A 13,500-nucleotide genomic window follows, 5' to 3' on the forward strand; every position below is an offset into this window, starting at 1 on the left:
TTTTTATTATTCGAACGCACTGTCCAACAGAGAAACAGCCTCGTCCTTTTTCTTGTTGATGATTTTTGCGTAAATTTGTGTCGTGCGCACCTCCGTATGACCGAGAAGTTTGCTTGTAGTGTATAGGTCTGCGCCCATGGTCAGCTCCATCGTGGCGAACGTGTGCCTTGAGACATGGTAGGTTACATGCTTGCTGATACCTGCCGCACGGCTCCATTCCGGGATGCAGTCGTAGTTCTTGCTTGGCAGTGTTGGAAACACATTGTCCTCGTCACTTGCAGATCCACGCTCAGGCATCCAACGAAGGGCTTGCTTGTTGAGAGGAAGATAGAGAGGCTGCTTGGTCTTGTACTGCAATATCTCAACTCGTGTCTTGTCACCCTCGGTGATGATGTTCTTCCACTTCAAACTCTTCACGTCACTGATACGGAGTCCGCAGAAGCATGAAAACAGAAACGCCGCCTTGATATCCTCACGCTTGCAAGGGGTGTCAATCAGTCTCTTCACCTCGTCAACGGTCAGGTACTCTCGCTTGGTGCCGCCACCTTTCAGAACATCCATGCGAAGACGCAATACGGGATTGTCGTCCATTATCTCTTCCTCAATAGCCATGTTGAAGGCTGCTTTGAGGCATTTGAGATAGTTCATCACCGTGGACTTGGACGGATGGGTGTGCTTGTAGGTGATATAGTCGTTCAACAAGAACACCATGAAACCATTGCAGTATTCCTTGGTCATCTCTGCGAGTGTCACATTTGGCGAGTGTTCTCTCACTGCATTCAGCACGCTGTTCACCCAGTTTCGGGCAGATTGTCTTCCTCGCTCCACTTGTGCGTCACGGAATATCTCCAACCAATCCACAAGTCGCATTTTGATTCTTGACTTGTCTTTGAGCCCTGCGATACCGTTAGTGATGCTCATGATGCGTTGTGCCTTGATAGCATAGACTGCTTGCATTGTCTGCTTGTTCTGCTCCCTGGCAGCTGCGTCAACCTCTGGTATGAGATAAAGGCGCAGATAATCATAGGTACGGCGACCGTTGACATTGATGGATAGATAGACCGACTTGTTGCCGTTGGCAAGTTCCTTGAAGCGGATTCTCACAGGCTCCTTGGTCTTGGAATTTCTCTTGCGCTCAGTCTCTGCAACGGCAATCTCTGTCTTCACCTTCTTAGTGGCAAGATACTCCTTGTATTTGTCCACGTTGGCATCTGGATCTTCTCCATGCGGCTTGTAGCCTCTTCTGCCGACACGCTTCTCAAAGGTTCCGTCCTTCAATGCCTTCATGCGTTCCTTGGCCTTTTTCTCAGCTTCTTTCCAGATTTCCTTGTGTTTATCCTCGCTGTCATCCTTACGAAGGTAAAGACCAACTGACTCATAGGCACGTTGTCCCTTACCATAATATATATCAAGGAAGAGGGAACGGTCTCCATTGCGCATCTTGCGACTACGGACTATCACAGAACTGGTGTATTCCTCAACTTTCTCCACTTGGTTCAGCTCGTCAGAAGGATCCGTGAAAGTCTCTCCATTGACAACCTCTCGCATCTTGCGTTCTTTCAGACGCTCTGCGGTTTCCATGACCAAGGCATTATTCTGCTTGTCAGCCTCGGTAATCTCTGGGTTGATATAGAGCTTCAGAAACTCGTACTTGCGCTCACCATTATAATATATGTCGAAGTAGAGCGACTTACTGCCGTTGGCAAGGTCCTTGAAACGAAGAGTGACAGCTTCACGCTTGTTGGGTCTGCCTCTATGTTTTTTGATTGTTCCATCTATGGCTCTGTCCTCACCGTCATCGTCAATAAACTTCCATTGGTGTCCTTCTCTGCCAGAAACGGCTCCAACGACTTCGTTTACCTCACTTTCCTTTCCCTTGACACTTTTGCCAGTTTTATCACTGCCGACTTTTTTCTTCTTACTTAAACGTGCGGTCTTCTTGCTTGAAGTTGTTGTAGAAGCAGGATGCTCCAAGGAAGCCTTCACTGTTTCCAACTTTCCCGACAGGATTTCTTGCACTCGTTGGTTCTTGATAGCTTCTGCCTTCTGCAAGGTCTCGGCATTGACTGCCTTAGCCTTGTCATCGTCCTCGGGAAGCAGATAAAGCTTCAAGAACTCATACGACCTCTTTCCACTTTTGTAAGTGTCGAGATAAATCGACTTTGTGCCATTCGCCAAATCCTTGTAGCGTATGCGCACAGGTTCATTGTTACTTCTCATGTTACTTTGTTATTTATTCTACTTATTGTCATTTTGCGAGATTTGTTACTCGCGGTGCAAAGATACGAAAAATAATTGGATTTGTTACCCAAAATAAGAACCAATTACGAACCATTAACTATGATAAATAATAAAATTAAATGGCAAAGTAACAAACAAATAACAAAATACATACTTTATTAAATACTTGCTATATGCTGTATATATTGGTATTTACGCGCGATTTCTTATCATTTTGATTGTTGCATGAGATTTGACGTTGCTCGTTCAACAGTGCAGGGCAATGCGAAGGCCTCAGAGAGTGGGACGAGTGACGGGTAAGTTCCCACGCTTTTTTATTTTGCCGAAACCGAAATCTTAATCCGCCAAGTCTCGGGAACACCTGGCAAAATGATAATATACCAATGAAACATAACGATTTTTACAACTTTTGTTAAGCCGAAATCAAGAAATTTCGCTTATGAACCATTATGGACTTGATAGTGTCAAGTAGAATCACTATCTTTGTCCCCTAAATTAATAACTTTAAAAAATAATTGTATATGAAACATTTTTTGGTGATACTATTAATGAGCCTGCTTTTTTCTTCTTGTATGAAGAATTATCCTGAAATGGTGTATGAGAAGGCTTTACAATACCAGCAAGAGGGTAAATATATTCTTGGTAAGTCTGATGATCCTTCAGGAAAGGAGCATTATATTGTATACATTGATAATAAGAATATTGTTGTTGATGACTTAGTTGATTCTCTAAGACATTATCCTTTAGGCAATTTAAAAAGTTTTGATTTTGGTCTTTATAATGGAGATGCTGCAGGTAATGACAGTATTGATTTTGGTGAGAATGAAAGCTCTTTAAAATGTTTGGTACAGGCAGATACTGCAACTAATACGATGACTATTGAACCTTCTTATGAAATATGGCCATTGAAGATAATTGCATTTAAAGATATCGTGTGTCCTAATCAATATTGTGCTTATTATTTTGATGGTAAATCAAGCATAATCTTCTTTTTTGATAGACCAGGAGAAATTTACACCAGCCTGAATGAAGTCGTTACAGTGAAGAAAAATGAAAAAGGTTTTAACCTTCATTTCCACGATAAGGGAAATAATTTGGGCTTGTATAGCTTGTCAGAAAAGCTGGTCTTTGAGAAATGTGAGTTTAATATGCAGATAGCCGACGATAGTGAGATACTTGGTGTAGATGATAAAATAACAATTGGTGGGGCATATTCAATACCAGTCTCTGTTTTTGGCACCCCAGAGCTTCCTGTCTATATCGCAAAGATAGAATCTGCATTACATCCTATGTATTATTGGAATTGTCAAAATTGTGGTAGAGTTGTTAAAGCAGAAGAAAAACCAAAAAGTTCTGTATGTGATTTCTTTACAAAATCATATTGGACATTTCATAGTTGGATAAAAATAGCAGTTGCTGGTTCTTCTTATGTTTATCAATGTCAACATTGTGGTGTGCAAATACAAACAAACGATATCCCTCATACGGGTAATTGTCCTGAAGGCGGACAACATGTTTGGGGAAGATTAGATTAAATTGATTATTAAAGTTTTTTGTGTAATGAAACGTGTTTTTTCTGTTTTGTTGTTAGTTCTTACAATGGTGATGTCAAGCGTTGCTATGGAGATAGATGGTTCTATTTATTTTTATCGTGGTGGGGATATGCCGCGATATTTAAAAGTAAATAGTAGTACTGATATAGTAATAAATGATAATGGAAGTGAATATAAATCAACAAAATCTGAAGTTCGTGTTTTAGACGTTTATCTTCACTCTGATTTAAGAGAAGTAGATTTTAGTCAATGCCAATCTGGAAATTTGTATTTTGATAATGGAACTGCTTTTCTTAAGGTGGGTTCAGATAGTAGTTTCGTTAATTTAAAAATCAAAGATATCCATCAGAGGTTTGTTGAATTTGAATATTCCGAAGACGATGGGTGGTATAGTGAAGGTGTAATTGTTTTAACTGGAGATGGAACTAATTTGGTTTACTTGTTTGGACATAGTCATTTGTTTTATTTGTCAAAGTCTGGAGAATATTTAGTAAAGTATACAAGATGTTTGAACGATTTTGGGCTAGAAAATGCTGATATGGCTACGTTGTCAACAATTTTACGGTTGACAGCTTCGGGTACTATTAGAAATGAAGAAAATCCAGCACGTTTATATATGGGGAAGAGGTATGTAGAACTGCGGGAAGATTGTCTAAGTGAAAACTTTGCAAAGGCTGTACGTGATTTATTTGAAGATAACGTCAATGATATAAATGCTGAATTAGGTACTACTGTAACTTCTTATAAAGCCAAGAAGGAAGCACCTAAACAAAATAAAGAGTGGGTGATAACGGATAAACAGGTAAAGCAGATGCAGGCGGCTTTTGATAGAAGTGTAAATAAGAATATCCGTGCAAATACAGGTCGTGATGGTATTCATACGTGGAGATGCAGTAGGTGTGGGGCACAAGTAAAAGCGAAAGCTCCTAATAGAGGTGTAAAATGTCCTCGTGCTGTAAATAAGATTAATAGTAGCCATAATTGGCAAAGATTAGATTGAAAATTTTCTTTCTGTAATGCGTATGTACCAGTTCGACTATAAGAAGAGTTGTTGCAGCAAGTTTGATTTTGAGTTTAAGCAATTAGACTGATATTTAAATAAGAGGGTGTATCAGGATTTCTGACACACCCTCTTATTTAAGTTATCATATAGAATCTTTATCCAACAAGAAATCAAATACGTCCATAAATACGATGCCGTCATCGTTTTGGTATTTCTTGATGAGGTCGCCTGTTATCACATACTTCATAAAACTATCGTCTATACGTAGCAAAGAGGCAAGTTCTTGTTTCGTCTTCTCCTTGTCTGGCAAACTGAGAGCCGACTGGATGTAGCAGCGTTTGTAGCCTTGGTTGCAAACAAAGTCAACTTCAAGCATCCGTCTCACTTTGGTTCCTTTTTCGTCCACGCCGTTGATTTCTACGTTGCCAATGTCCACACTATATCCACGGTAGCGAAGTTCGTTATAGATGGCATTCTCCATCAGATGGGTTTTCTCTTGTTGGCGAAAGCCGAGAAGTGCATTGCGAATGCCTAAGTCAGAAAAATAATATTTCAATGGCGTTCCGATATACTTACGACCTTTTACGTCATAGCGATTGCATGGCTCAAGTAAGAACGCATCTGCAAGATATTCGATGTATTTCTTGATGGTTGCAGAGCTTATAGAGACATTCTTTACAGATTGGAAAGTATTGGCAAGTCGTTGTGGATTGGTAAGTCCGCCAATTCCCGATGCGAGAATCTTGAATAAATCGTTGAGTTCTGCATCGTTCTTTATCTTGTTTCTGTTAATGACATCTATCATGTAAGTCTCAGTCAAGAGGCTGTTCAGAAGTCTCACTTTTTCTTCTTCTGTCTTTTGTAGAACAACAGGCGGAAGACCACCATAAAGCAAATATTCGTTCCAACCATCCTGCTTGTCGCCATCATATACGGTCATAAATTCAGCAAAGCTGAGTGGTGAAACGTGTATTTGGTATCCTCGTCCACGAAATTCGGTTATTATATCCTTGGATAGGAAGCGTGCATTGCTTCCCGTCACATAAACATCAGCATTGGGAATATGCAATAATCCATTTAGTACATCTTCAAACTCGTCAAGCATCTGTACCTCATCAAGCAGAATGTAATAAGGTTGGTCGTCAGCAATCTTCTCTTTTACATACTTATAAAACTTGTCAGGATTGCGAAACTCCTTGAATGCATAGTCATCGAATGCCATTTCTATGATGTGGTCGGGCATGACTCCATCGTCTTCAAGGAAACGCTTGAAGAGACGAAATAGCAGAAAGGATTTTCCGCAACGGCGCATACCGGTAATGATTTTTACCAGTCCATTATGGCGTGAACTAACCAACTCTTGTAGATATTTGTCTCTATTTACAATCATAACAGGAAAGATTTTTGCGGATTTCCGCATTTTTCTTTTGCAAAAATAATACTTTTATTAATTCTATGTAGAATTTTTGCGGATTTCCGCAGTTTTCTTTCGCAGAATTAACGGCTACGGCTTGATATTTTAAGTTCGTTAACTTATAATGGTAAATACAGAATCATAAAACTATCGTCTATACGTAGCAAAGGTAGATATTAGTCTCTATATTTACAATCATAACAGGAAAGTTTTTTGCGGATTTCCGCATTTTTCTTTTGCAAAAATAATACTTTTATTAATTCTATGTAGAATTTTTGCGGATTTCCGCAATTTTCTTTCGCAGAATTAACGGTTACGGCTTGATATTTTAAGTTCGGTGATTTGTCGAATTCCATAGTTTTTATTCTTTTCTCTGTTTTCAAGAAAAAGATACAACTTTATCACAAAATTCCATGCTTTTCTCTCTTCGCTATCACATTATTCCCTATTCGTTATACTTTTTTAATCTCCCTTTTTATCCGCTTTCAGAAAAAAGATGTACTTTTGCGGCTCAATTCATGAAAGACAAGATAAAGGATTGGATGATACAAAAACATGATAAGAGGAAGCAAAGGACTTCCATTGGATTTTATAAAATGGAAAAGAATGAGAAAGTAAATAGCGTGCAAGAGATTGCTGCAGATAAGAATAAGGATCATTCCGCTGATGTGGATAGAGTGAAGGAAGTATATAAGGTGACGATAGCGGGAAGCATCATCAATGTGGTGCTGCTCGTGCTGAAGTTTGCTGCAGGTATTCTCGGACATTCGGCAGCCATGATAGCGGATGCCATCCACTCGCTTACTGATTTCGCTACCGATGTGGTGGTACTGGTATTCGTTAAGTTAGGTAATAAACCGAAGGATAAGGACCATGATTATGGTCATGGCAAATACGAGACGCTTGCCACAGCCATCATCGGTATTTCGCTCTTCGTGGTGGGTGTGATGATCTGCTATTCGGGTGTAACCAAGACTTATCGTGCCATCTGCGGCGAGACACTCCAGCAGCCGGGCGTTGTAGCCTTGATTGCTGCCATCGTAAGTATCGTGATGAAGGAATGGGCTTATCAGTTTACGGTTAAAGCCGGAAAGAAATATCATTCCGAGGCTGTCGTGGCGAATGCCTGGCATCATCGCAGCGATGCTTTATCGAGTATCGGAACGATGTTCGGTATTGGTGGCGCCATCATCCTGGGAGAAAAATGGGCGGTGCTCGATCCGCTTGCAGCCATCATCGTGAGTGCCTTCATCATCAAGGCTGCTTGGGGACTGGTGATGCAGTCTGTGAAAGAACTGACGGATGCCAGTCTTCCAGAAACGGAGGAAGATGAAATCCTGAAGATTGCGAACGAAGAGCGGGGAGTAGGAGAGATTCATAACCTGCGTACCCGTCGCATCGGAAACAAGATTGCGATAGAGATGCACGTCCGCATGCCGGGTTCTCTTTCGCTTTATGAGGCACATGAGCATGCTACTCATATCGAAACAAGATTGAAGCAGCACTTCGGTGCAGATACCCATGTGGGAATCCATCTCGAACCGATAAAAGTGAACGGAAAATATCAGAAACCAGAATAACTGAAATAAAAGGAAATAGCCGGAATAAAAGGAAACGAGCCTTGACGGAAGGAAGAAACCTCCATCAAGGCTCGTTTTATTATATTACCAGCCGAGATTTACGCTGGCTCCTGCCATAATCCACAACCCTGGCTGCTTAACAGCTGTGAGGTCGTAGTAGCGGTGGCAAGTGATGTTGTCGGCTTTCACGAAGATATTGTATTTTTTCTCATCCCACATCAGCTTGCAATCCACCTTGGTGTATGGATGATAGCCATTCATTCTCTGCTGCCATCTTACGCTCCACGATGCTGAAAGCTTGTTCCAGATCTGATGATCCAGACCGAATACTGCCTTGTGCTTCAGATACTCCAATGCATAGAGTGATTTCAGGATGTTGGTCTCGGTCTTATGATCCTGATAGATGTAAGCATAACCCAACTTGATGCGGGTAATGAAACTGTTTGGTACCAACTCTCTCATGTAGATAGTTGCATCCACGTTGTATCCCATGTTGTTGAGCTTTCCGATGTTCATTACATGATACTTGCTGTCATTCTGTTCGGTCACGGAAGTCTGAACCCAGTCAATCATGTTGGTGCCGTGTGCGTAGAATCCGCTTACGGTTGCGGCAAAACCAGCCTGGCGATATTGAGTGCCTATCTTGAAGGTTGAGTTCTTCTCCGGGTTCAGGGTGAGGTCGCCCTGCTGCACCGCATTACTCATATATAAGTCGGTGTAGGTAGGCATTCTCAGAGCCTTGTTCCAGGATGCGTAGAACTTCCAGTTGTCGTTAGGACGATAACTCATATCTACACCAGGATAGAAGCGGAAGTCGTTGTCAAGACCTGTATTCTTGTTAGCCAAGACACCTGCCGACAAGGTGAAGCCGCCGAAGATGAAGTTGTGCTCCAATATGATGTTGGTGTTGGTGCGCTCACCCTTTCGGGTATATTGACGGTCGGAACCAGAGATGTCCTTATAGTCTTTCTCTGCGAGTTCCTCGCCCAATGCAGTAGAGTAGATGCACTCCTTACTGATGTCGAAACCCACTGCGGTCTTACCCAAAGCCCAAGCCACGTTGGCATTCAGACCACCACCATAAACATCGAGGTCGTGATAGTTCTCGCCTGCTGCAGCTCCAGCCTTTCCACGAATCAATTGATAGTGATCCTTGAATTTGTTATAATAGAATTGAGGCGCAATCTCCCAGGTCTTCTCCTGGTTGTGCAGACTCAGGTTGAGAGAAGCCATACCATGGTCTGTCTTCTCATATTGGTTGTTGTATTTGGCGCTGTAGAAAGTGTTGGCACCGTAGCTCTGGGTAGAGATACCCACCTGAGCATTGATGTCGAAACACTGGTCGTAGCTCAGGTTTACCTGTCCGAAACCTTGTCCTTTCTCGAAGTCGCTGTTGTCTGTTCCTCCGTCCGAACGCTTGTAGCCTCCGCTGGCAGAGTAGGCGTGTGTCCACTTGCTTTTGGCATAAGCCGTCTGCACACGTCCCTGTGCTCCGAAACTTCCAAAGCTTCCGCCTTCTACACTTGCAGATACTCCATCATTCTTTGCCTTCTTGGTCACGATATTGATGGCACCGTTGAAGGCTGAAGTTCCGAATAAGCGCGATGCTGCCCCCTCGAGCACTTCGATGTGATCGATGTCGGCAAGAGCTACAGGAAAATCAGAAGCATTGTGACCAGTCTGAGGATTAGAAATGTTGACGCCATTCAAGAGAATGGTAATCTGGTCAAAGGTTCCACCATTGATGGAGATATCCGTCTGAACGCCAAAGCCACCACGCTGACGGACATCCACGCCGGTAGCTAATTTCAATACATCGTTGATAGTCTGTGCAGCCGCACGATGAATATCGTCGCGGGTAATGACAGACACAATTTTAGGTGACTGCTCTACAGTCATCGGCGCACGAGATCCGGTAACGCTCACCGCATCCAGCTCGTAAGCCTTTCCGCCCTTGTAGAGGGTAGAATCAACCTTGGCTCCCTCTGTGCTTACGCCTGCTGCCTTAGCATGGCTCAGGGTAGCAACGCTGAGTGCACCAACAAGAACCTCTCTTCCCAAAACTGCGAAGAGTGAGTAGCTCTTGTTAGAGAATCGGTTGAACTTCAAGCTGTTGCGCTTGTTGAAAATTGTTTTGTACATTAAATTAAAATGTTTAAAAATAAATAATAAATGGAAGCTATCGGTACGCTTTGCCGACGGCTTTCGGGGGTGCAAAGGTACTGATAATAACAGAACTGACCAAATAAAATTCGATTTTTTTGCAAAACGGTCCTTTGCATGGATGTGTTTACTGTCCCTTGTATGATGTGTTTAGATTAGATAGGTTATATGATTCACTCTTCCGTAATACTATACTTCCAAACTTTTCTGCATAAACCAAGGAAAAATGTTGAAAATATCTCTCAGAAAGCAATGGACTTTCGGATAAAAATACTATCTTTGCATTAACTTCTGAGGAAAATGGCATGGATATTGCTCATCTACCCCTATAATTTATAATTAAACAAGGTATATAAGAAAGGAATAAGCAAATGGAAAAGTTTGATGTTAAAACGCTCAATGATAACGTGTTCGAGACTATCGGCAAGGAATGGATCTTGGTGGCTGCAGGCAACAAAGATAAGTTTAATATGATGACTGCTTCTTGGGGATGCCTCGGATGGTTGTGGAACAAGCCTGTGGCTGTCATCTTTATTCGCCCAGAACGTTATACTCATGGGTTGATAGAGGAAAATGAATACTTGACACTCTCTTTCCTCGGTAAGAACGAGGAGGCTCGCAAGATTTATAATTTCTGTGGTTCTAAGAGTGGACGTGATTTCGATAAGGCGAAGGAGACTGGTTTGACACCTGTGGCAACCGACAACGGAAGCATTGCTTTTGAGCAGGCTCGCATGACCTTCGAGTGCCGTAAGCTCTTCAAGGATACAATGACTGCTGAGAAATTTCTCGACAAGAGTCTCTTGCAATGGTATGGAGAGAAAGGTGGATTCCACGATGTCTATGTGGTGGAAATCGTAAATGCCTATACTAAATAACAATAAAAGAAACAATGGCTCAAGAACAAACAGCAATTCGAGAACGTCAGAAGACCCGATTAAAGGAACCAAGACGTTATGTGGTGATGATGTTTAATGACGACTTCACACCGATGGATTTTGTGGTGGACATCCTTCAGTCCATCTTCTTCAAGTCGGCTGAAGAGGCAGAAACAATCATGCTCAAGGTACATCATGAAGAAAAAGCCGTGGTGGGAACTTATAGCTATGATATTGCCAAGAGCAAGGTGGAGAAAGCCATGGAGCGGTCTCGCTCACAAAAGTATCCGCTGAAGCTTACTTACATGCCAGAATAAGTAAAACAAAATGTGGGAATTTCCCACCTAAAAAGAAAGGAAGTTATTACGATGGATAGTATGGGATTGACCCGATATATGAGTGCCTTGATGGATGATGCTCTCAAGCAAGCGCGATTCTTCGACCATGAGTTTATCATGCCGGAGCACTTGCTCTTGGCACTCTTGCGACAGTTCTCTTTCTGTCAGGCTCTTCAGGAGGAAGACGTGGACTGTATGAAAATGCATGAGGATTTGGTAAATTGGCTTGCCAAGCAGGAGCGGGTCCCTTCATCAATAAAATATTTGCCAGAACCTTCATCTCTTTTCAAGACGATGTTTGGTACAGCTTGTGCCCTGGCGGTGACTGCAGATAGAAAACTGGTTCACGTGACTCATTTCGTGCAGGCGATGTTAGGGCTGCAAAATTCAGAGGCAGCATTCCTGTTGGGAAAGGCTATTGGCGACAGACAGGGAGAATTCCTTGCCAGCGTAGATAGCTTTTACCCTCTTGAGGGTGATGCTTCTGATACAGGCATCATGTCAGATGAAATGGACGATGAGTATGATGATGATTATGACGAAGAAGGGCGTAATATGCCGGATGACTGGCACCAGCTTGTAACTTGTATCTCCAGAAAGGTGGATGAACATAATCCGCTCATCGGAAGAGAGCAGGAACTGGATCGTACCATCCAGGTGCTTTGCCGTGCAGAGAAGAATAATCCTTTGCATATTGGTGAACCGGGAGTAGGAAAGACGGCTTTGGTCTATGGGCTTGCCAAACTTATCAATGAAGATAAGGTGCCTGATCGTCTGAAAGGTGCCCGCATCTACAGCATGGACATCGGACAGATGTTGGCTGGTGCCCAATATCGTGGTGATTTTGAGAAACGCATCAAGCTGGTCATGGCTGGTGCTGCCAATGAAGGTAATGTCATCATCTATATTGATGAGATTCATAATATCATTGGTGCCGGACGTGGTTCTGACGGCAGTCTGGATGCTTCCAATATGCTCAAGCAGTATCTGGAGGCTGGTGACATCCGCTTTATCGGCTCTACTACTTACGAGGAGTACAACCGCTATATGTCTAAGAGCAAGAGTATTACCCGCAGATTCCAGCAGATAGACATCAAGGAACCTTCTGAGGAGGAGACTATCAAGATATTGGAGGGATTGCAATATAAGTATAATAAGTATCATGGCGTGACTTACCGCAAGGATGCATTAGAGTATGCTGTGCGTGCCAGTGCCAAATACATCAGCAACCGCTGTCTGCCTGATAAGGCCATCGACCTCATCGACGAGGCGGGTGCTTATCTGGAGGTGCATCCTGTGGAATATCGCCAGCGTTCTTACGTAACCAAGGCAATTATCCAGCAGATTCTTACCAAGGTTTGCAAGATTGATGCGGCTGCCATCAAGGATGAAAACAATGATTCCCTGGCTACGCTCCGCCAGCGCATACTCGACAAAATCTATGGTCAGGATAAGGCTGTAGATAAAGTGGTTGAGGCTGTGATGATGTCCAAGGCAGGACTGGTGGATGATGACAAACCATTGGCTTCGCTGCTCTTCGTGGGTCCTACGGGTGTAGGTAAAACCGAGGTGGCAAAGCAGTTGGCTAAAGAACTCGGCATCGAGTTGGTGCGCTTGGATATGAGTGAATACACCGAGAAGCATACCGTGGCAAAACTCATCGGTTCGCCAGCCGGATACGTGGGTTATGAAGATGGTGGTCTCTTGACTGATGCTATCCGCAAGACGCCAAACTGCGTGCTCCTGCTCGATGAGATAGAGAAAGCGCATAGCGACATCTACAACATCCTGCTTCAGGTGATGGATTATGCCCGTCTGACTGATAACAAGGGTCAGAAGGCTGATTTCCGTAACGTGATTCTCATCATGACCTCAAATGCCGGAGCTCAGTATGCTTCACAGGCAAATGTAGGTTTCAACAGTAATGTTTCCCGTGGCGAGGCGATGCTTACACAGGTGAAGAAAACCTTCAAACCAGAGTTCATCAACCGACTTTCCGACACCGTGGTATTCAACGATATGGATAAGCACATGGCAGAACTGATTCTTGCCAAGAAGCTTCGTCAGCTCGATGCAAAATTGGCGACAAAGGGCGTCTCTATAACGCTTACTGATGCAGCACGCGAGAAGATTCTGGAGTGGGGCTTCACCAAGGAGTATGGAGCCCGCGAGATGGATCGTGTCATCGGCAACCGCCTGAAGCCTATCCTGATGAAAGCGCTGCTTTTCGGTAAGTTGAAGAAGGGCGGTCAGGGTATCGTTGACTTTGACGGCAAGGAACTCATCATCAAGGATGTTCGTCCTTCAAAAAAATAATGCTAAAGACTATA

Annotated in this window: 10 protein-coding genes; 6 read left to right on the forward strand and 4 right to left on the reverse strand. The window is 43.1% G+C overall.

Annotated elements, in window-relative coordinates:
* Positions 1–6 precede the first annotated feature (6 nt).
* Entirely contained in the window at positions 7–2,220 is a 2,214-nt protein-coding gene (locus KUA50_RS12830) for a site-specific integrase (protein WP_022328232.1), read from the reverse strand.
* Positions 2,221–2,762: 542 nt separating this feature from the next.
* Here KUA50_RS12830 and KUA50_RS12845 point away from each other — a divergent pair.
* A complete protein-coding gene (locus KUA50_RS12845) occupies positions 2,763–3,776 on the forward strand; it encodes a hypothetical protein (RefSeq protein WP_218455823.1) in 1,014 nt (337 codons plus the stop codon).
* A 1-nt stretch (position 3,777) separates the two neighbouring features.
* Positions 3,778–4,794, forward strand: coding sequence for a hypothetical protein (locus tag KUA50_RS12850; protein ID WP_218455824.1), 1,017 nt, complete (start codon positions 3,778–3,780; stop codon positions 4,792–4,794).
* 145 nt (positions 4,795–4,939) lie between these two features.
* Here the strand turns inward: KUA50_RS12850 and KUA50_RS12855 are convergent, their stop codons facing one another.
* Positions 4,940–6,187 carry an ATP-binding protein gene (locus KUA50_RS12855; protein WP_235390668.1) on the reverse strand — a complete coding sequence of 416 codons (1,248 nt, stop codon included), beginning with the start codon at positions 6,185–6,187 and terminating at the stop codon, positions 4,940–4,942.
* Between the two features lie 200 nt (positions 6,188–6,387).
* Positions 6,388–6,567, reverse strand: coding sequence for a hypothetical protein (locus tag KUA50_RS12860; RefSeq protein WP_218455826.1), 180 nt, complete (start codon positions 6,565–6,567; stop codon positions 6,388–6,390).
* 240 nt (positions 6,568–6,807) lie between these two features.
* On the opposite strand from KUA50_RS12860, the gene KUA50_RS12865 reads away from it, so the two are divergent.
* Entirely contained in the window at positions 6,808–7,791 is a 984-nt protein-coding gene (locus tag KUA50_RS12865) for a cation diffusion facilitator family transporter (protein WP_256624079.1), read from the forward strand.
* An 84-nt stretch (positions 7,792–7,875) separates the two neighbouring features.
* On the opposite strand, the gene KUA50_RS12870 is transcribed toward KUA50_RS12865, so the two are convergent.
* A complete protein-coding gene (locus KUA50_RS12870; RefSeq protein WP_218455827.1) occupies positions 7,876–9,933 on the reverse strand; it encodes a TonB-dependent receptor plug domain-containing protein in 2,058 nt (685 codons plus the stop codon).
* A gap of 392 nt (positions 9,934–10,325) precedes the next feature.
* Between KUA50_RS12870 and KUA50_RS12875 the strand changes: the two genes are divergently transcribed.
* The 3 genes from KUA50_RS12875 (at position 10,326) to KUA50_RS12885 (ending at position 13,486) form a co-directional block, all read left to right on the forward strand.
* The gene (locus KUA50_RS12875; RefSeq protein WP_177724351.1) at positions 10,326–10,832 is read left to right on the forward strand and encodes a flavin reductase family protein; all 507 of its coding nucleotides are present in this window, start codon (positions 10,326–10,328) and stop codon (positions 10,830–10,832) included.
* Between the two features lie 14 nt (positions 10,833–10,846).
* A complete protein-coding gene (locus KUA50_RS12880) occupies positions 10,847–11,149 on the forward strand; it encodes an ATP-dependent Clp protease adaptor ClpS (RefSeq protein ID WP_118119195.1) in 303 nt (100 codons plus the stop codon).
* 78 nt (positions 11,150–11,227) lie between these two features.
* Positions 11,228–13,486 (forward strand): AAA family ATPase, encoded by a 2,259-nt coding sequence (locus tag KUA50_RS12885; RefSeq protein WP_413777467.1) that lies wholly within the window; start codon positions 11,228–11,230, stop codon positions 13,484–13,486.
* Positions 13,487–13,500 lie beyond the last annotated feature (14 nt).

Origin of the sequence: Segatella hominis (assembly GCF_019249725.2) — a bacterium.
Classification (GTDB): Bacteria; Bacteroidota; Bacteroidia; order Bacteroidales; family Bacteroidaceae; genus Prevotella.